The sequence below is a fragment of the Woeseia sp. D3-10 genome (assembly GCF_055809415.1).
The window spans coordinates 3086497-3106761 of the sequence record NZ_JBVVTW010000007.1 but is presented as its reverse complement, the minus strand read 5'-3'; the positions used below and the strand labels follow the sequence as shown (position 1 = coordinate 3106761).

Below are 20265 nucleotides of genomic sequence, written 5' to 3'. Positions count from 1 at the left end.
CCATGGACCTGATCTCACCCATCAAGGACCACCATTCGGAACGGCGCATGTTTGCCGGCCGGGTGGTGCTATCAGCCGTTATCGGCACGATCTTGCTGGGCACGGTCATCAGCCGGCTGGTGCAACTGCAGATAGTTGATCACGAGCACTTTGCCGAACAATCGCATGGCAACCGGATTCGCTTTGAAGCGATACCGCCAACGCGCGGCCTGATCTTTGACCGCAACGGCAATGTGCTGGCCGAAAACCTCCCTGCGTATCAGCTCGAACTGATACCCGAACAGGTACGCGACCTCGACGTTACCCTGCAAAAGCTGGCTGACCTTGGCCTGATCGATGCGGAAGACATTCCGCGCTTCAAAAACCTGAGCCGCCGCGGCCCGCGCTTTAAGCCGGTCACCTTGCGTTTTCGGTTGACGGAAGAGGAAATTTCCAACTTTGCCGTGCAACGCCCGCGATTTCCGGGCGTGGATTTCAGGCCGCGCCTGGTCAGGCATTACCCGCACGGCACCAGCGTCGCGCATGCTCTGGGTTACGTCAGCGCCATTTCCACCAGCGACCTGAATCGACTGGATGCAGCAGCGTACGCCGGCACGGCGCACACCGGCAAATCAGGGGTCGAGTACTTTAATGAAGACCGCCTGCACGGCCAGCCCGGCCACCGGCAAATCGTGACCAACGCGCGCGGGCGCCAAGTCCCGGCCGATTCACGCGAATTGTCGCAGGCGCTGGTCGAAGGCGAAGCACCTACGCCGGGCATAAACCTGCACCTCAGCATCGATCTCGAACTGCAACAACTGGCGAGTCGTGCGCTCGAAGGTCAACGCGGCTCTATCGTGGCTATCGATCCACGCAATGGCGAAATCCTGGCGCTCGTTAGTGCGCCGGCGTTTGACCCGAACGCGTTCGCTCTGGGCATGTCGCCAACGGAATTCCGGACCTTGCAGACCGACCCGAATCAGCCCCTGTTCAACCGCGCTGTTCGCGGTAATTACCCGCCGGGTTCAACGATCAAACCGATACTCGCGCTGGCAGCCCTCGCCACCGGCGCCACCAACCTGACCCGGCGAACCATGTGCCGCGGCTACTACACGCTGCCGGGCAGTACTCACCGCTACCGCGACTGGCGACCGGAAGGCCACGGCGAACTGGATCTGCACGGCGCGATCTCCCAGTCCTGCGATGTGTACTTCTATGAAATCAGTCGGGACATCGGCATCGACGTCATGCACGACTATCTGACCGCCTTCGGCCTCGGCAGTGCCAGCGGCCTGGACATGGTCGGTGAACTGCCAGGGCTCGTGCCGTCGCGGGAATGGAAGCGCGGTGCGTTCAGCACGCGGGCCGATCAGGTCTGGTTCCCCGGCGAAACAGTCATTGCATCAATTGGTCAGGGCTACATGCTGGCAACGCCCATACAGCTCGCCAATGCAACTGCCGCACTGGCCATGCGCGGCCAGCGTTTTCGACCGCATCTGGTCACCGCTGTTGAAAATCCATTGACGGGCGACCGTACAGCTGTCGACCCGGTGCTCGAAGCCGCTGTGGACATCGACAACGAGTTTTATTGGGACAGCGTCATCGATGCGATGCACGACGTTCTGCAGGGCCCGAAAGGCACTGCGCGTGCTGCCGGCCGTGGCGCGACCTACTCGATGGCCGGTAAGAGCGGAACAGCGCAGGTGTTCACGGTCGCGCAGGAAGATGAATACGATGAAGAAACTATCGCCGAACGATTGCGGGATCACGCCCTGTTCGTTTCGTTTGCTCCACTGGACGACCCAGAAAATCGCGGTCGCGATCGTGATCGAGAACGGCAGCAGTGGTTCGCGCGTCGCCGCGCCTGTTGCCAGACAGCTCATGGATCAATACCTCGGATACAGCACTGATGCGATTCAGTGACACTCAACGGCTGATTGAACGCAAGGCGGCCCCGCTTGGCGATATGGCGCGCCTGCTGCGCAGTTTGCATATCGATGGCCCACTGCTTGGTGGCCTGCTGCTGATCTGTGGCTTCGGCCTGGTTGTTCTATACAGCGCCGTCGGCACGAACATGGACCTCTGGATCTCGCAATGCGTGCGTCTCAGTGTTGCGCTGTGTGCGCTGTTCCTGGTTGCGCAGTTGCCGCCGGACCTGTTGCGGCGCTGGTCGTTCTGGGGCTATGTAATGGGGCTGCTGCTGCTGACGATGGTGCTGATTCGCGGCGAAGTCGGCCAGGGCGCGCAACGCTGGCTGGATATTGGCATCCGTTTTCAACCTTCCGAGATCATGAAGCTCGCGGTGCCCATGATGGCCGCAGCTTACCTGCATCAACGTACGCTGCCGCCACGCGTGGGCCACTTGCTGGTGGTCGGCGCGATGATCGTGCTGCCCGCGTTTATGATTGCCAAACAACCAGACCTCGGTACGGCGTTACTGATCGCCGCATCAGGTTTTCTCGTACTGGTACTCGCCGGCATGTCGATACGGTTAATGTTCATGCTCGGACTGTTATCCATACCGGGCGCGATGGTGCTGTGGAACTTCATGCAGGACTATCAGCGGCAACGCGTCCTTACGCTGCTAAACCCCGACTCGGATCCGCTCGGTGCCGGCTACAACATCATTCAGTCCAAGATCGCGATCGGTTCGGGCGGCCTGTTCGGCAAGGGTTGGACCAATGGCAGTCAGGCTCAGCTCGAATTTCTTCCTGAACGCGACACTGACTTTATCTTCGCCGTCATGGGCGAAGAGCTGGGACTGCTGGGCGTACTCACGTTGCTTGGCTTGTACATGTTTGTAATCGGCCGCGGCATGTACATTGCCATGCAAGCACGCGACTCCTATTCCCGGCTGCTTGCAGGCAGCATCAGCCTGACGTTCTTCGTCTACGTTTTTGTGAATACAGCGATGGTTACAGGACTGGTGCCGGTTGTTGGGGTACCGCTACCGCTGGTCAGCTTCGGCGGTACGTCCATGGTGACGCTAATGGCCGGATTCGGTATTCTCATGTCCATTCACACGCACCGAAAATTGCTTCCGCACTGAGGTATTACTCATCAACACTGCAACACGATTCATCGTCGCCGCGCTACTTGCCTCTGCACCTGCAGCCGTTCTAGCCATAGATACCGAACGCGCTGATGTGCGCGAGTTTATCGACGAGATGGTTACGGAGTATGACTACGACCGGACGACACTGATCAAGGTCCTCGCCGGTGCAGAGTCAAAGAGCGCGATCATCGAAGCCATCAGTCGCCCGGCGGAACGTACGTTCACCTGGGGTGACTACCGCAAGATCTTCATGACCCCGAAACGTATACAGGCAGGCGCCGATTTCTGGCGCGAGCACGAAACCACTTTGCAGCGCATTAGCGCGGATACCGGTGTATCGATAGAAATACTGGTTGGCATTATCGGTGTGGAAACCTTTTACGGCCGCATCACCGGCAATTACCGGGTGGTGGACTCGCTCTCCACGCTGGCGTTCGATTACCCTCCCCGTGCAAAATTCTTCCGCCGCGAACTGCAACAGTTTCTGTTGCTGGTGCGCGAAGAAGGTATGGATGTCAACGACGCGACCGGCTCTTATGCAGGTGCCATGGGCGCCCCGCAGTTCATGCCCAGCAGTTTTCGCGAGTACGCCGTTGATGCCAGTGACGATGGCAAACGCGATATCTGGTCAAACTGGACGGACGTCATTGGCAGCGTCGCAAATTACTTTGTACGGCATAAATGGCAGCCGCAGGAAGACGTCGTAGCCCGTGCAACATTGGCCGATACCTGGAACGGCGCCGAGCCCGACAATTCCCTGAAAACCACGGACACGGTCGCCTCCCTTAAAAAGAACGGCGTGCAATTTGCAACGACACTGGACGATGCGGCGAGCAGCGCACTGCTGAAACTGGACGGCGACAACGGTGACGAGTATTGGGTCGGTTTCCACAACTTCTTCGTCATTACCCGTTACAACCGCAGCGTGATGTACGCACTCGCGGTACACCAGCTGGGACAGGAAATTGCACTTGAAGTGCACAATACCGATGACTGACTGGCGTAAGCTCGGGGCGTTGCTGCTGCTCAGTGCGCTGAGCGCGTGTGCCGTTCGACCTGACGCTCGGCCTGACACCGACAGCGGTCCCCGCGCCGGGTCAAATATCCCGCGGACGCTGCCCAGCGACCCTGTGCCCCGTGCGGAACCCGCAAGCCGTTACGGCAATGGCCCGATCTACGAGGTCTACGGCCAACCGTATCAGGTTCTGGCCAGCAGCCACGGTTACAAAGAGCGCGGTGTTGCTTCGTGGTACGGCAGCAAGTTTCACGGACGACTGACCTCCAGCCAGGAGCCCTACGACATGCATCAGCTGACGGCGGCCCACAAGTCGTTGCCGCTGCCAACCTACGTCAAAGTTCGGAACCTTAAGAACAACAAGACGGTGGTCGTCCGGGTCAATGACCGTGGCCCGTTCGTCGATAACCGGATCATCGACCTGTCGTACGCAGCAGCGCGACGCCTGGACATGGTGAACGACGGCACCAGCCTCGTCGAAGTGACCGCAATCAGTTTTGACGCACCAGCACGACAACTGAGCGCTTCCACCGAAGCTGCTGAGCGGCCGGCAACCAACAACGCGAGCAAGGTCTACGTGCAGGTCGGTGCCTTTGGCGAGCGCGGCAATGCCGAGCGACGCTACCGAATGCTGAACGGTCAGGGTATCGCCAACGCCTTTGTACATCGCGATGAGGCCGGTGACCCGGCACTGTACCGGGTTCGGATCGGCCCGATTGATGGCGTTGACCACTACGATTCCGTGGTCGCTCAACTGCAACGCCTGGGAATTTCGGACTCGCACATCGTCACGGAATGAACGAACCTCACACAGCCGTGTCCCAAGCGAGCAAGTGACGTTACAATAAGCGGCTTTTAGCTATCCGCGACCGATACTATGCCCGTTCTCTCCAAGATTCTGCTCAGCCTCTCCCTGCTTATTGCCCTTCCACTGAGTGCGGCAGAGCTACCGGTGCCCTCGCCGCCCGTCATAGGCGCCAAGAGTTACCACGTCGTCGACAGCGAAACCGGCAGTGTCATTGCGTCGCTGAACCCGGACGAGCGGCTTGCACCCGCGAGTCTTACCAAGCTGATGACCGGCTACGCGGTATTCCGCGCTCTGCAGGAAAACCAGTTGCGCCTCGACGATCAGGTCACTGTCAGCGAAAAAGCCTGGCGAACGCAGGGTTCGCGCATGTTCATTGAGGTCGGCAAGCGGGTCTCGGTTGAAGACCTCCTGCTCGGCATGATCGTCCAATCGGGCAACGACGCAAGTGTCGCACTGGCCGAACACGTTGCGGGTACTGAAGCCGTCTTCGCCGAAGTTATGAACCGCTACGCAGCCCAGCTCAAGATGCGCGGTACGCAGTTCAAGAATGCCACTGGCTTGCCAGATGAAGGTCACTATACGACAGCGCGCGACATGGCCACGCTGGCACGCGCCGTGGTTCGCGAATTTCCTGAATATTACCGCTGGTACTCTGTGCGGGAATTCACGTTCAACGACATCACGCAAAGTAATCGCAACTCGCTGTTGTGGCGTGACGAGAGTGTCGACGGCATGAAGACCGGACACACTGATGATGCCGGTTATTGTCTGGTGTCCTCAGCTGTGCGTGACGGTATGCGCATCGTCGCAGCCGTAATGGGCACCGCCAGCGCGAAAGCCCGGGTCGATGGCAGCCAGGCATTGTTGAACTACGGCTTCCGCTTCTTCGAAACCCGCTTGCTGTACGAAGCAGGTACTGAAGTCACCTCGGCCCGCGTTTGGAAATCGGCAAATGAGTTCTCGAAACTCGGCGTATCCGAAGACCTCTACATCACAGTACCGCGCGGCAGCTACGACAAACTGGAATCGGTTCTGAATATTCCCAGCTTGCTCGTCGCACCAATAGCGCAGGGCCAGCCGGTCGCTGAGTTGCAAATCAGTCTGAACGGCACGGCCTCTGATGACGGAACCATTACGGGCACTGGAAGAAAACCCGACTGGTTCAATCTGGCAACGTGCGAGCGACAGCGTGCAGCTGTGGTTCGAATAAGGCAGGCACCGAAGCGACAGACGAGAACCCATCACTGCTGGAGTTTCCCTGCGAATTTCCCATCAAAATGATGGGCCGGGACAATGACGACTTCCAGGCTACCGCGCGACGAATTGTCGAACAGCATGCCGGTCCGGTCGGTGACGATGCCATTCGCACCTCACCGAGCCGCAACGGTCGCTTTGTTTCGGTAACGATAACCATTGACGCGGAAAGTCAGGCGCAACTCGACGCAATATACGTCGATCTCAGCGCTCACGATGACGTCCTTGTAGCGCTGTGAGCGCGGTCGCCAACTCGAAAAATGCCCAGACCATGACCATCCGGTCACTGGGACAACAAGCTTATGAACCGTTGTGGCGTGCCATGCAGACGTTGACCAACATTCGCACTGCCGCTACACCCGACGAAATCTGGTTCACGGAACACCCGCCGGTTTTCACGCTCGGCCTGAATGCCAGCCGCGAACGCCTGTTGGCACCCGGTGATATTCCGGTGGTGCAAATTGATCGGGGCGGCCAGGTGACCTACCACGGACCCGGCCAGATGATGATCTACCCACTGCTGGATATCCGGCGCGCCGGCATCGGTGTTCGCCCGCTGGTCACCGCTTTGGAACGCGCCGTCATCCGCCTTGCCGCCGACTTTGCCATCGATGCCGAATGCCGCGCGAACGCCCCTGGCGTTTTACGTCGGTCAAAAAACTGGCTAGTGTCGGCTTGCGGATACGCCGCGGAGCCAGTTATCACGGCATGGCACTCAATGTCGACGCCGATCTCGAGCCGTTTTCACGGATCGAATCCCTGCGGCTATCAGGGTCTCGAGCTGGTCAATTTGCGTGAACTAGGCGTCACCACCCCATATGCGGAACTGGAATCGCGCATGTTGCAACATTTGCTGGCCGAGCTCGGTATTTGGCGACCGGCCACTGAATTACGCGTCGTCACTGCCAGCCGCCTGAAGTCGTTTGTTCAGCGTCGCCAGGCGTTCCGGCGTACCAACGTCCGCCCACAAGCCCTCGTAGACTTCGCCGCTCAGGCGACCTGTATCTGCGGCTTGCTGCAGCATCGGCGCAAGCCCGAATCGACCTGGCGTGCAGCCAGCAAAGAATCGTGGTCGATAACAGGCGATGCCGCTGAAGGTATAAGGCCGGTCGGAGCCATTGCGCACACAGCCCGCTTCGAGAGTAAAGTCGCCGTTAACGCGATAGTCAGGGTTCGGTACCAGTATTACGTGAGCATCGACATCGTCCGGCAGTACCGGCACTGCAAAAGGCCGGTCGCAAACGATATCCGCATTGACGACCCAAAACGGGTCAGCGCCCAGCAACGGCAACGCGCGGTAGACGCCACCGCCGGTTTCCAGCAAACGCTCGTACTCAGGACTGTATGCCACCTGCAATCCGTACCGTCGACCACTGCCAATACGTTCAACAATTGCGTGCACCGAGCCAGCCGGTGTTAATCACGACGTTGCTGACACCCGCGACTGACAACTGCCGCAAGTGCCGCTCCAACAGGCTCTCGCCATTCACTTCGACGAGTGCTTTCGGCAACGTATCGGTTAGAGGTCGCAAGCGTTCGCCGCGCCCGGCAGCCAACAGCATCGCTCTCAAGCGGCAACCTGCAAGGCCGGCAGACAACGGTCACGCACGAGTTCGTGCAGAAAACCCAGCTCCGCGTATCGGCCAGCCACCTCAGTAATGTAGGCAAGGGTCAACGGGATATCCGCAAGATAAGCGGGTTTCTGGTCACGGTGATGGAGCCGGGCGAAGATGCCCGCCGCTTTCAGGTGTCTTTGCACACCCATTAATTCGAAGGCACGCATGAACGCCACCTCATCAAACGCTGTCGGCAAACGATCGCGCACCAGGCCGTAAAATAAAACAGCGTGCTTTTCAACTTCAGCGACCGGCCGACGTACGTAGCAATCTTTCAGCAGTGACACGAGGTCGTAGGTCAACGGGCCATTTACCGCATCCTGAAAATCGAGCACCCCCGGATTGCCATCCTCGCAATGCATCAGATTGCGCGAGTGATAGTCGCGATGCACGAACACGCGCGGCTGCGCAAGCGCGGACTCGATCAGAAAATTACAGGTGTCATTCCAGCAATCTTCATCGATGGCAGTAAGAGTCAATTGCAAATGGGTAGTGCACAGCCAGTCGCGAAACAGCGCCATCTCGTCGCCCAGCAAAGCCGAATTGAACACCGGCAAGCGAGCCTGATAACTGACGCCCTGATCCTGCAGTGTATCCAGCGCACGCATCGCATCTTGATAGAGATCCGCGGCGCGGTGCGGTGCACTGGTCAGCGTGTGCAGGAATTGCCTGTCGCCCAAATCCGTCAGCAGCAGAAAGCCGTTCTCAAGATTTTGAGCCAGCACTCGCGGGCTGTTCAGGCCTATATCGGCAAGCCATGCCGCAATGCGTACGAACGGTTCGCTGTCTTCCAGCTCGGGTGGCGCATCCATCGCGATAAAGCATTGGTCGCCACTGCGAACCCTAAAATACCGACGAAAACTCGCGTCAGCGGATGCCGAAGTTAGCCGATCGACTGCAATTCCGGCGTCGTGCTGCAGCCAGCGCAACAGCTCTTCTCGGCGTGTATCTGTTTCCTCGGGCAACACTATGACCTCAATTTGGCGGCTTCAAACTTCCGCTGTTCTCGCATGGCGCAGGCGGGAAAGCCAGAGCGAAGGTATCAAATCGCCATACCGGTTGACATATTTTATGCGTAACATATTGTCCCGGTTCGCGATTAGCGCGACTGGCCACGCATACGAAAGCTGCCGACTCTTGTTGAAATATTCACCACTCTCCGCTGTAGCCCTGCTGCTGATGCCTGTCACGGGCATTGCTCAGCAAGCACCTGCCTGCAACGTGCCCACTGACGGGCGGCAGGCATTGCAAGCTGCCGAGGGCCCGGTGCTGGACGAAGAAACACTCGTTATTGAAGCGGGCGAGATCGACGCCACCTTCGGCGATCGGCCGCAGGCGTCCATGAGCGGCGGCATGCGCATCACCAACGGCAATCGCAGTGCCGGGGCGGACACCGCGGTATACGACCCTGACAGTCTGGCATTGCTGCTCGATGGCAACGTTGAGTACCTCGACCCGACCACCCGAATCAGCAGTGACTCGGCCGTGTTTTCCTACGCCGGCGGCCAGATCATATTCAACGGTGCCGAATTTCAGCTGGGCCTGAGTGGCTCCAGGGGTGCGGCAGACAAAATCGCTATCAGTCAGGACGGCACCCTGAGTCTGGATGAGGTCAGTTACACGACCTGTCCACCGGGCTCCAACGACTGGCTGTTGCAGGCAGCTGACATTGATTTGGATTCCAGCACCGGCGTCGGCACAGCGCGTGACGTCAAGTTGCGATTCCAGGGGATCCCGATTCTGTACACACCGTGGTTGTCGTTTCCGCTCGGCGATGCACGCAAGACGGGTTTGTTAACACCGGAAATAGGCAGTGCGGGACGAAGTGGTAATGAGATCAGCCTGCCCTGGTATTGGAATATTTCCAATAATTACGATGCAACATTGACGCCGCGATTGTTGACCGACCGTGGCGTGCAGTTGGGCAATGAATTTCGGTATCTGACCGAACGTCATGAAGGCATGCTGCAAGTTGAATACCTCGCTGACGACGCCCTGTTCAATGACAGTCGGCATCTGCTCTCCTACCAGAACAGGTCCCGGTTCGCGAACGGCTGGCGCAACCGCATCGACTTCCGGCAAACCTCCGACAGCCAATTCTTCGAGGACCTCGGCGGTAGCTTGAGCGCTTCAAGCATTACTCACCTCAACCGATCATTCAGTTTTGATTATTACGGCGAGAACTGGTCCTTCCTCGGCCGCGTGCAGGACTACCAGACGATCGACGACGCTATCGCCGCCGATGACGAACCTTATCAGCGCTTGCCGCAAATGCGCGTGCAAGGCTTGTGGCCAGATCAGCCACTTGGCTTTCGTTACAGCCTGGACAGTGAGCTCGTTTACTTTGATCGTGATGTTGGTGTAACCGGCTGGCGACTCGATGCAACGCCGCAGGTCGAGTGGCCGGTCGAACGTTCGGGGTGGTTTGTAAACCCGTCGCTCGCGGTGCGACACACCAGCTACGAACTCGACAACACGGAGCCCGGTCAACCCAACAACGCGAACCGAACATTGCCAATTGCCAGTATCGATACCGGCATTATTCTGGAGCGGCAGGTAAAGAGCGGCGGCAATCTGATCCAGACACTGGAACCACGCATGCTGTACGTGCATATCCCCTACCGTGATCAGGATCACTTGCCGTATTCGACACAATCACGCCCGACCTGAACCTGGTGCAGCTCTACCGGCCCAACCGGTTTCTCGGCGCCGATCGCGTGGCCGACACGGACCAGCTCAGCATCGGCGTGACGTCGCGAATACTGAATACGAGCAGTGGCAAGGAACTGATTTCCGCCACCATAGGTCAGGCCCGGTTTCTCAGCTCGCAAGGCGTACGACTGCCTAACCAGACGATCGACGCCACCGCCTCGTCGGACTACATCGCCGAGATGCGCTTCCTGCTGCATGACAGCCTGAATTTTGACGTCGGTCACCAGTGGGGCAAGGGTCAGGACGCAACGACACAATCCGAAGCGCGGCTTCAGTACCGGCCAGCCAGTGACCGCATTGTCAATCTCTCCTACCGCTTTCGCCGTGACTCTCTCGAACAGGGCGATATTTCCTGGTCGTGGCCTCTGTCGGAGCGCTGGCGTTTCGTCGGCCGCTGTACCATTACTCGCTGCGCGACGACAAAGCGCTGGAACAATTCTACGGTCTCGAATTCGAGAGCTGTTGCTGGGGCCTCAGGCTGGTCTCGCGACGGCATATTTCCACTCGCGACGGAACCCAGGATTCTTCCATTGGTCTGCAACTGGTACTGAAAGGCATGACCAGTTTAGGCACGGCCGCGGACAAGCTACTCGAACGTGGTATTCTTGGCTACGAGCCAGACCTGCGCTGACAAGCCCCTTACGAGCGCTTCTAAAAACATCCTGCTAAGACTATTTTTATGTTGAAATTCAATTGCTTAACTGCATCCCTGATCTTGCTGTCCGGCGCAACCGCTGGTGCGGCGGAGCCGCTCTCAGAGTCCGGCGAAATGCTGGATGGCATCGCTGCCGTTGTGAATGAAGGCGTGGTACTGAAGAGCGAATTGCAGCAGCAAACCGCCGCTATACGGCAGCGCGCCGCAGCGGAACAACTGACTCTGCCGCCGGATGACATATTGCAGGAGCAGGTGCTGGAACGCCTGGTACTCGAGCAGATTCAGTTGCAACGTGCCAGCCGCTTCGGTGTACAGATTTCAGACCAGATGGTGAACGGCACACTGGCCCAACTTGCCGAACAAAATGGCATTCCGTTCGAGCGCTTGCCCGAGGTGATGGCCGCAGACGGTATCGACTATGCCGCGTACCGCCGCGATATCCGCAAGCAACTCACGCTGGAACAACTGCGGCAAATCGATGTCATCGGTCGTATTACGGTCGCACCACGCGAGATTCAACAGTGTGTAGCAGATCTGGAAAACAACGTTGTCGGTAACTCCGAGTACAACCTCTCGCACATTTTGATCTCCGTACCGGAAGCCGCAACCGCCGAACAATTCTCGGTTGCCAAAGACAAGGCAGAGGAAGTCTATGAAGCTCTGCAGAACGGCGCTGACTTCGGTGAAATGGCCGTGCGTTATTCGGACAGCGAGACCGGTCTGGAGGGTGGACTGCTGGGCTGGCGCAAAGGTGACCAATTGCCAACCCTGTTTTCGGATGTCGTAGGTGATCTCGGCGCTGGCGAATACTCTGAACACCGATTCGTGCAATCAGTGGTTATCACCTGGTCAAAATCAATGAACTGCGCAGCGCGATTCAAAAAAGTGAAATCGAGCAAATGCAGATTCGCCATATTCTGATATCCACCAATGAACTGATCGACGATCAGACCGCTAAACAGCGACTCGAAGACGCGGCAGAGCGCATTCGCAATGGCGAAAATTTCGAGGAACTGGCCAAACTGATGTCTGACGACCCTGGCTCGGCCGCGGACGGCGGCGACATGGGCTGGAAAGGTCCGGGCACGTTTGTTCCCGAGTTCGAACAGGCGGCGCAAAATGCAGAGATCGGTGAAATCACCGAACCGTTCCGCACCCGGTTTGGCTGGCACATACTCGAAGTAATCGGCAAACGCACTTACGACAACACGGAAGACTTGAAAGAAAGTAACTGCGTACAACGCGTCCGTAACAGCAAACTCGCCAATGAGTCGGAGCTATGGCTGCGACGCATTCGCGATGAAGCTTACGTCGATACCCGCATCTGACTTCTGCAGTGCGCGAGGTCGTGCGCACTGTACAGCCGAGTACTGAACAATGACTGATGCCCCTCTTGCGGTCACGGCAGGCGAACCTGCCGGCATCGGCCCGGACCTTTGCGTCGCGCTTGCACAGACACCGTTCGCATCGAAACTGGTCGTCATCGCCGATCCGGCGTTGCTTGCAGAACGCGCGCGAATGCTGCAATTGCCGTTAAACATCGTAATTGCCGGTGAATCGTCTGACGCAAGCGCCTCCAGCCTGACAGTATTACCGCAACCGTTACCCAACCCGGCCGTCTGCGGCACACCCGACCCCGTCAATGCGCAAACCTTGCTGGACGGCCTGCGCACGGCTGTCGAGGGCTGTCAAAGTGGCCGCTACTCCGGGCTCGTGACCGGACCGCTGCAGAAGAGCGTGATCAATGATGCTGGCATTCCGTTCAGCGGTCACACTGAATATCTGGCAGAACTCACTGGCACGCCAATGCCGGTGATGTTGCTCGTCGCGGACAAATTGCGAGTTGCGCTGGCCAGCACCCATATGCCGCTGTCGCAGGTACCCACCTACATAACCGGGGAACGTCTGCTCGCCGTAATTCGCGTATTGCATGCAGATCTGCAAACCCGCTTTCAGATTGCGAACCCGGAAATCGTCGTCTGCGGTTTGAACCCGCACGCCGGTGAAGGCGGTCACCTCGGCCACGAGGACCGCGACGTCATACTCCCGGTCGTCGAACGCTGCAAGGCGGACGGCATGAACATTCGCGGACCATTGCCTGCCGACACAGCGTTCACACCCGCCGGCGGCCATGCCGACGCAGTTCTGGCAATGTTCCATGATCAGGGCCTCCCCGTACTCAAGTACGCCGGCTTTGGCCACGCGGTGAACGTAACGCTCGGCTTGCCGATTGTGCGCACCTCCGTCGATCACGGCACCGCGCTTGATCTGGCCGGCAGCGGACGCGCTGACCTCGGCAGCATAGTCGCGGCCGTTGAACTTGCGCTGCACATGACCCGTTGAGCATGCACCGTCACAAAAAACGTTTCGGCCAGCATTTTCTGCACGACCCCGGAGTCATCGGCGATATCGTCTCTGCCGTTACACCGATGCAAGACGACATCGTTGTAGAAATCGGGCCCGGCGAAGGCGCTATTACGACTCCCATCGCACGGCTTGCAGGTCACCTGCACGTTGTGGAGTTCGATCGTGACCTCGCGAAACTGTTACGACAACGCTATGCCGACAGCGACCGCGTGACCGTGCACGAAGCGGACGCGCTGAAATTCGACTTTGCTTCGCTGGGAAACAATCTGCGCATAGTTGGCAACCTGCCGTACAACATTTCCACGCCGTTGCTTTTTCATTTGCTTGAATGTCGAACGCACATTCAAGACATGCACTTCATGCTGCAGAAAGAAGTCGTGGACCGCATGGCAGCGGAACCCGGCGGACGGGATTTCGGACGTTTGACCGTCATGCTCGGCTGCGCGTTACAGGTTTTGCACCTGTTCGATGTCCCGCCAACGGCGTTTGAGCCACCGCCGAAGGTCATGTCGGCGATAGTCCGGCTTGCGCCTTTGCCGGACGGAACGTTTGACCTCAAAGATCATAAGACCCTCGCTGCACTCGTTGCCCAGGCGTTCAGCCAGCGGCGCAAGACGATACGAAACTCGCTGCGCCAGCAGGCAAGCGAAGCCGAATTGCAGGCCGTGGGTATCGACCCCGGCGCACGGCCGGAACAGATCCCGGTATCCGCCTGGATCGAGCTCGCAAACGCTCTCGCCTCAGCGTAAGTGCCGCGCGCGACGGCGTGATAGATCGCCGAATCAAACGTCGTACCCGTCGCACCCCTGACCCGGTAGTCATGTAGAATAGCGCCACATTCGGGACAGACTGCGCTGCAACCATGATCAGCAACAATGAATCTTGTGAAATCAGCATCGAAGTAGCAACTGACTACGTCGATGAGCAATCCGAGCCCGATATCGGCCGTTATGTTTTTGCCTATACCATTACCATCGCAAACAAAGGCGAAGTTGCTGCACGGCTGCTCAGTCGCCATTGGGTAATCACGGATGCAAACGGCAAGGTGCAGGAGGTCAATGGCGACGGCGTTGTTGGCGAGCAACCGCATCTCAACCCGGGCGAATCATTCCGCTACTCCAGCGGCGCCGTGCTCGAAACACCGGTCGGCGCAATGCAGGGCCGCTATCGCATGAAGGCAGACAACGGCACCGATTTCTACGCCCCGATTCCACCCTTTACGCTGGCCGTGCCAGGCGTATTGCACTAGAACAGACTTCAAGAGGACGTTCGTTGGCGGTCTACGCAATTGGTGACCTGCAGGGATGCTTTGATCCGTTCCGCAGGCTCCTCGACAAGATTGACTTTGACCCGGTCACTGACCGCATCTGGCTGACCGGCGACCTCGTCAACCGCGGTCCCAAATCGTTAAAGACTCTGCGCTATGTGAAGTCGCTGGGCGATGCGGTGACGCTGGTACTCGGCAATCACGATCTGCACCTGCTGGCAATGGCGAACGATATCGCGGTAACCAACAACCGCTTTGACTCCATGTGGAAAATCCTCGCCGCCGACGATTGCGACGAACTGCTCGACTGGCTGCGCTTCAAGCCGCTCGCGCATTACAGTCCCGAACTGAATACTTTGATGGTCCACGCCGGTGTTCCACCGCAATGGACCATCAAGAAAACCATGAAACGCGCGGCCGAAGTCGAAAGCGCGTTACGCCAGGATGATTACGTCCGCTTCCTTAAAAAAATGTACGGCGACTTGCCTGACAAATGGTCAGGTAATCTGGAAGGCGCTGACCGGCTACGCTTCATCGTCAACAGCCTGACCCGCATGCGCATGGTATCGCCGGGCGGCCGCCTCAACTTCACCCACAAAGGCCTGCCCACCACTGGCGGCAAAGGCCTGGTTCCCTGGTTCCAGGCGCCGAAGGCTCGCTGGACCGATTCCCGTATCGTCTTCGGCCATTGGTCAGCACTCGGTCTAATGGTCGAGAAGAAGCTGATCTCTGTCGATACGGGCTGCGTCTGGGGCCGACAACTGACGGCCGTGAGGCTCGACCAGTCTGCCGAAGTCATTAAAGTTCGCTGCCGCTAGAGTTAGTGCCGGTGTTGCGAGCATCCCGCGCAGCGTACACTGCGCATTGCATTGCACGTCATATCGTTGACCGAACAGGAGACCGTATGTCGAACAATATTAAATCGGCTCGCGCACCCGTTCCGCTGGGCGCCTATCCGCACGCGCGCCGTTGTGGCTCTCTGCTGTACCTGTCGGGCATCGGACCACGACCGCCGCAAGGCGGACCAGTGGCTGGTGTCGTACTCGATGCCAACGGCGAAGTCGTCGACTACGACATTGAATCGCAAGTTCACGCGGTTTGTGCCAATGTGCGCAGCGTACTCGAAGATGCCGGTGCAAGCTGGTCCGACCTGGTCGACGTTACCGTATTTCTGACCGACATACGCCGCGACTTCGCCGCCTACAACAATATCTATGCGACTTATTTTGGCAGCGATGGGCCAACCCGCACTACGGTCGAGGTAAGTCGATTACCGGGCCCTATCGCAATAGAAATGAAATGTATTGCCGCATTCCGCGACTGACTCCGGAGCCTGCCGATGCGCTCACTCTTTGCCTTTAATTTTCAGCAATGGATAGACGAGCATCGTCATCTCTTGCAGCCGCCGGTCTGCAATCAACCAGGTCTTTGAAGAAAATGACTTCATCGTCATGGTCGTTGGCGGCCCAAACTCCCGAAAAGACTTTCACTTTGATGAAGGGCCCGAGTTTTTCTATCAGCTCGAAGGTGAAATGCTGCTGCAAACCATTCAGGATGGCGAGCGCGTGGATATCACTATCGGCGAAGGCGAGATATTGCTGTTGCCGCCGCGCGTGCCGCACTCACCGCAGCGTTTTGCCAACACGGTCGGACTCGTCATCGAGCGCAAACGCCTGCCCGACGAACTGGACGGTTTCATGTGGTTCTGCGAAAACTGCAATCACAAACTGTATGAAGAGTTTGTCTATATCAGTGACATCGTCGGCCAATTACCGCCGCTGTTTGAGCGCTTTTACAGCTCTGTTGAGCACCGCAGCTGCGAACGTTGTGGCACCGTGATGCCGGTTCCGGAGCGCTAGAGCCCCTCATGCTCAAGATCGATATTCATACGCACATACTGCCGGAGAACTGGCCCAACCTGCGCGAGCGCTACGGCTACGGCGGCTTCGTGCAACTCGAACACCACGGCCCCGGCTGTGCGCGAATGATGGTCGACGGCAAACATTTTCGTGATATTGAAGCCAACTGCTGGGACCCGCACACGCGCATCAGCGACTGCGAAGCACACAAAGTGGATGTGCAGGTGCTTTCTACGGTGCCGGTCATGTTCAGCTATTGGGCGAAGCCGCACGATGCACTCGACCTCAGCAAAATTCTTAACGACCACATCGCAGGCCTCGTGGCTGAATACCCTCGCCGCTTCATTGGCCTCGGTACGGTACCGATGCAGGACGCCGATCTCGCCATTGCGGAAATTGAACGCTGTATGAAGTCGGGGCTGGCTGGAATTCAGATCGGTTCGCACGTGAATGGCTGGAACCTCGACGACGATCGCATTTTCCCGATCCTCGAGGCCGCCGCTGACCTGGGCGCTGCCGTGTTCGTGCATCCCTGGCGAATGCTTGGCCGCGACCGCATGGGTTTGTACTGGATGCCGTGGCTTGTTGGTATGCCCGCAGAAACCGCGCTGTCGATCTGCTCACTTATTTTCGGCGGTGTGTTCGAGAAATTGCCGAATTTGCGGGTAGCCTTTTCGCGCACGGCGGCGGTGCGTTTCCCGGCCTGATCGGGCGCCTGGAACACGGCTTCAACGTACGACCCGACATCGTCGCCACCAACAACGAACGCAATCCGCGTGAATACCTTGGTCGCTTCTACGTAGACTCCCTCGTCCACGAGCCGGCCATGCTGCAATACATGATCGACCTGATGGGTGCCGACAGCATTGCCCTCGGCAGCGACTACCCGTTTCCGCTTGGCGAACACCAGCCGGGCGAACTGATTGAATCGATGCCGCTCGATGCAACCACCCGCAACTGGTTGCTCGCCGATTCAGCATTGCGCTGGCTCAATCTCTCCCGCTCACAATTCGAGACGCCGTGACTACCAACAATTTCAGCGAGGATCGCGCTTGCGCCGATACGCTCGACAGTAACGATGCTTTACGCCAGTTTCGCAATGAGTTTCGGTTTCCGGCCGACAAGAACGGTCATCGCGCGCTGTATCTCTGCGGCGATTCATTAGGCCTGCAGTCAGCGCGGGCCGCGCAGTACGTAGAAGAAGAACTGGCAGACTGGGCTGCACTCGGCGTTGAAGGTCACTTCGACGCGCGCCGACCGTGGTTGTCCTATCATCGCCATGCCCACTGCCGGCTTTGCGGAGCTCACCGGGGCCCGGGCTGAAGAAGTCGTCGCGATGAATACCTTAACGGTAAACCTGCACTTGCTCATGGCGAGCTTTTATCGCCCCGAGGGCCGTCGCCGTGAAATCCTGATCGAATCAACGGCTTTTCCCTCAGACCGGTTCGCCGCTGAATCCCAGCTGCGCTTTCACGGCAACGACCCCGCCAGCGACTTGCTGCTGTGGACGCCGCGCAAGGATCAGCGCCTGTGGCTGGAAGATCTGGAACAACTGATCGAGCAACACGGTTCTGAACTGGCGTTGATGCTGTTGCCCGGTGTGCAGTACTACAGCGGCCAGATGCTGGACATGGGCGCAATCTGTCAGGCTGGGACGCGCGGCGGGAAGCCGGGTGGGGCTGGATCTTGCGCACGCCGTCGGCAATGTACCGCTCGCCTTGCCATGACTGGGCCCCGGACTTTGCAGCGTGGTGCAGCTACAAATACCTGAACGGCGGGCCGGGTGCGGTGGCCGGTGCCTTCGTGCACGAAAAGCATCTGGGAGGCGATGCCTCGAATACCTTGCAAGGCTGGTGGGGTAACCGTGAAGAATCCCGCTTTCGTATGGGCCCGACCTTTGAACCCGCCGCCACCGCCGAACTCTGGCAGCTCAGCAATCCACCAATATTGTCGCTGGCGCCGGTCGTCGCATCACTGTCCATTTTTGAGGAAGCCGGCATTGCGAATCTGCGCCAAAAATCGGCGCGCCAGACTGCCTACCTGGAGTACCTCCTGCGGGCGAAGTTTGGCGATCGCATAACATCAATCACTCCGGCCGATGCCCGCGGCTGCCAGATGTCATTGCAAGTGCGTGATCCGCAACTGAACGCACGCGCTGTGTACGAGCATATGCAATCGATGAACGTCATCACCGACTGGCGTGAACCGGATGTTATTCGGGTCGCACCGGCTCCGTTGTACAACAGCTTTGCTGACGTCTATGAATTTGCGGAACGATTGAGTCAGGCAGTCGGGGAATGCAGCAACGATACCGTCAACATACTCGGCGCCGGATTGTGTGGCAGCCTGCTTGCCATCGAATGCTCGCGCGGCGTGGACAGAACGTCGTGCTCTGGGAACGGCAGGCGGACCCCCGGCTCAGCAAGACGGTCGCTGGCCGCTCGATCAACCTGGCACTGGCCGCCCGCGGAATTCGCGCATTGCAACATGCCGGTGTGTTCGCACCCGTCAAAGAGTTACTGGTGCCAATGCGCGGCCGCATTGATTCACAACCCGGACGGTGCAACGGAGCTACAACCTTACGGTTCACGCGAACACGAACAAATCTATTCCGTCTCGCGCGCCGAACTGAATCGCATCCTGCTGAATTGCGCTGAGCAAGAGCACGGCGTGACTGTTAATTTCGGCTACGGCGCCAAATCGTTCGACCCGGCCAGCCAGGAATTGCTGTTAGAACGCAGCAGCGATGGCACACCGTACACATTGAGTGGCGGTCCATTGATAGCCGCAGACGGCGCGGGCTCAGTCGTTCGCCGCGCGTTCAATGGCGACGCCACGATCGCTCCTGACGAGCAATTGCTTCCCCACGGTTACAAAGAACTGACGCTACCTGCCGCCAGCGACGGAGGCTTTCGCATCGATCCCAGGGCACTGCACATCTGGCCCCGCGGTGGGTTCATGCTGATCGCCCTGCCCAACCCCGGCGGCGACTTCACGCTCACACTGTTTATGCCAAAGAACGGCGATGTCTCTTTCGAAGCATTGCAATCGGCCAGTGACATAACGGCCTTTTTCGAAGAACACTTTGCGGACATTCTGCCGCAACTGCCGCAACTGCAGACTGAATTCGCCAACAACCCGGTCGGCATTCTCGGTACCGTGCGTTGTCAGCGCTGGAACGATGGCGAGCTGTTACTGATTGGCGATGCTGCACATGCGATCGTTCCGTTTCACGGCCAGGGCATGAATCTCGCGTTCGAAGATTGTGCGCTGCTAGGCGCACATGTGCAGAACAGCAACGGGGTCTGGTCGACTGCTTTCGCTGCATTTGCGGCGGAGCAGCAGCCCAATGCCGAAGCGATCGCTGACATGGCACTCGATAACTACATTGAAATGCGCGACCGCGTTCGTGACCCCAAGTTCGTGCTGCACAAACAACTGGCATTCGAGTTCGAACGACGCATGCCCGGTCGTTTTATTCCGCGGTATTCAATGGTTATGTTTCATCCTGAGATCCCCTACGCTGTCGCGCAACAACGTGGCGCAATGCAACAGCGGTTGTTGCAGGAGATTGCGGCAGGCGTGAACAGCGTCGAGGAAGTGGACCTGGCGGCGGCCGAAGAGAAAATTCGCGGCACGCTGCCGGCACTGGACGAACTATCGGTCAATCGGTAACTC

At 58.4% G+C, this 20265-nt stretch carries 18 protein-coding genes and 4 pseudogenes; 20 read left to right on the top strand and 2 right to left on the bottom strand.

Annotation, left to right across the window (positions count from 1 at the left end; translation table 11 throughout):
• Positions 1-2: 2 nt before the first annotated feature.
• From mrdA to lipB, 7 genes are all read left to right on the top strand, one after another.
• Positions 3-1889 carry a penicillin-binding protein 2 gene (gene mrdA / locus AC0L8N_RS14360; protein ID WP_473668375.1) on the top strand — a complete coding sequence of 629 codons (1887 nt, stop codon included), beginning with the start codon at positions 3-5 and terminating at the stop codon, positions 1887-1889.
• 56 nt (positions 1890-1945) lie between these two features.
• On the top strand, positions 1946-3028 hold the full coding sequence (gene rodA / locus AC0L8N_RS14355) for a rod shape-determining protein RodA (protein ID WP_473670171.1): 1083 nt from the start codon (positions 1946-1948) through the stop codon (positions 3026-3028).
• 97 nt (positions 3029-3125) lie between these two features.
• Positions 3126-4031, top strand: coding sequence for a lytic murein transglycosylase B (mltB, locus tag AC0L8N_RS14350; RefSeq protein WP_473668372.1), 906 nt, complete (start codon positions 3126-3128; stop codon positions 4029-4031).
• The gene (locus tag AC0L8N_RS14345) at positions 4024-4848 is read left to right on the top strand and encodes a septal ring lytic transglycosylase RlpA family protein (protein ID WP_473668371.1); all 825 of its coding nucleotides are present in this window, start codon (positions 4024-4026) and stop codon (positions 4846-4848) included. The genes mltB and AC0L8N_RS14345 overlap by 8 nt, the downstream gene beginning before the upstream one ends.
• A gap of 78 nt (positions 4849-4926) precedes the next feature.
• Complete coding sequence (locus AC0L8N_RS14340) at positions 4927-6138, top strand: serine hydrolase (protein ID WP_473668369.1); 1212 nt, start codon at positions 4927-4929, stop codon at positions 6136-6138.
• Complete coding sequence (locus tag AC0L8N_RS14335) at positions 6135-6350, top strand: YbeD family protein (RefSeq protein ID WP_473668367.1); 216 nt, start codon at positions 6135-6137, stop codon at positions 6348-6350. The genes AC0L8N_RS14340 and AC0L8N_RS14335 overlap by 4 nt, the downstream gene beginning before the upstream one ends.
• Before the next feature lie 32 nt (positions 6351-6382).
• Positions 6383-7531, top strand: a complete 1149-nt coding sequence (gene lipB, locus AC0L8N_RS14330) for a lipoyl(octanoyl) transferase LipB (RefSeq protein WP_473668365.1) — start codon at positions 6383-6385, stop codon at positions 7529-7531.
• On the opposite strand, the gene AC0L8N_RS14325 is transcribed toward lipB, so the two are convergent.
• Positions 7497-7673 carry a nucleotidyltransferase family protein gene (locus tag AC0L8N_RS14325; RefSeq protein ID WP_473670169.1) on the bottom strand — a complete coding sequence of 59 codons (177 nt, stop codon included), beginning with the start codon at positions 7671-7673 and terminating at the stop codon, positions 7497-7499. The genes lipB and AC0L8N_RS14325 overlap by 35 nt on opposite strands.
• Positions 7674-7678: 5 nt before the next feature.
• A complete protein-coding gene (locus AC0L8N_RS14320) occupies positions 7679-8692 on the bottom strand; it encodes an aminoglycoside phosphotransferase family protein (protein WP_473668363.1) in 1014 nt (337 codons plus the stop codon).
• A gap of 4 nt (positions 8693-8696) precedes the next feature.
• Between AC0L8N_RS14320 and AC0L8N_RS14315 the strand changes: the two are divergent.
• The 13 genes and pseudogenes from AC0L8N_RS14315 to AC0L8N_RS14255 form a co-directional block, all read left to right on the top strand.
• Positions 8697-10759, top strand: a pseudogene (locus AC0L8N_RS14315) (LPS-assembly protein LptD); the annotation flags it as partial.
• 38 nt (positions 10760-10797) lie between these two features.
• Positions 10798-11070 carry a hypothetical protein gene (locus tag AC0L8N_RS14310; protein WP_473670256.1) on the top strand — a complete coding sequence of 91 codons (273 nt, stop codon included), beginning with the start codon at positions 10798-10800 and terminating at the stop codon, positions 11068-11070.
• 48 nt (positions 11071-11118) lie between these two features.
• Entirely contained in the window at positions 11119-12015 is an 897-nt protein-coding gene (locus tag AC0L8N_RS14305) for a peptidylprolyl isomerase (RefSeq protein WP_473668361.1), read from the top strand.
• Complete coding sequence (locus AC0L8N_RS14300; protein ID WP_473668359.1) at positions 11994-12422, top strand: peptidylprolyl isomerase; 429 nt, start codon at positions 11994-11996, stop codon at positions 12420-12422. The genes AC0L8N_RS14305 and AC0L8N_RS14300 overlap by 22 nt, the downstream gene beginning before the upstream one ends.
• A 49-nt stretch (positions 12423-12471) precedes the next feature.
• The gene (gene pdxA, locus AC0L8N_RS14295; RefSeq protein ID WP_473668357.1) at positions 12472-13437 is read left to right on the top strand and encodes a 4-hydroxythreonine-4-phosphate dehydrogenase PdxA; all 966 of its coding nucleotides are present in this window, start codon (positions 12472-12474) and stop codon (positions 13435-13437) included.
• 2 nt (positions 13438-13439) lie between these two features.
• On the top strand, positions 13440-14210 hold the full coding sequence (gene rsmA, locus AC0L8N_RS14290) for a 16S rRNA (adenine(1518)-N(6)/adenine(1519)-N(6))-dimethyltransferase RsmA (protein ID WP_473668355.1): 771 nt from the start codon (positions 13440-13442) through the stop codon (positions 14208-14210).
• Positions 14211-14323: 113 nt separating this feature from the next.
• Positions 14324-14710, top strand: a complete 387-nt coding sequence (gene apaG / locus AC0L8N_RS14285; RefSeq protein ID WP_473668353.1) for a Co2+/Mg2+ efflux protein ApaG — start codon at positions 14324-14326, stop codon at positions 14708-14710.
• A 23-nt stretch (positions 14711-14733) separates the two neighbouring features.
• On the top strand, positions 14734-15546 hold the full coding sequence (locus AC0L8N_RS14280; protein WP_473668351.1) for a symmetrical bis(5'-nucleosyl)-tetraphosphatase: 813 nt from the start codon (positions 14734-14736) through the stop codon (positions 15544-15546).
• 86 nt (positions 15547-15632) lie between these two features.
• Positions 15633-16052, top strand: coding sequence for a RidA family protein (locus tag AC0L8N_RS14275; RefSeq protein ID WP_473668349.1), 420 nt, complete (start codon positions 15633-15635; stop codon positions 16050-16052).
• A gap of 15 nt (positions 16053-16067) precedes the next feature.
• Positions 16068-16587: pseudogene (locus AC0L8N_RS14270) on the top strand (3-hydroxyanthranilate 3,4-dioxygenase).
• An 8-nt stretch (positions 16588-16595) separates the two neighbouring features.
• A pseudogene (locus AC0L8N_RS14265) lies at positions 16596-17611 on the top strand (amidohydrolase family protein).
• Positions 17608-18867 (top strand): annotated as a pseudogene (kynU, locus tag AC0L8N_RS14260) (kynureninase); the annotation flags it as partial. The pseudogenes AC0L8N_RS14265 and kynU, both read left to right, overlap by 4 nt.
• Before the next feature lie 207 nt (positions 18868-19074).
• Positions 19075-20262, top strand: a complete 1188-nt coding sequence (locus AC0L8N_RS14255) for an FAD-dependent oxidoreductase (protein WP_473670167.1) — start codon at positions 19075-19077, stop codon at positions 20260-20262.
• Positions 20263-20265 lie beyond the last annotated feature (3 nt).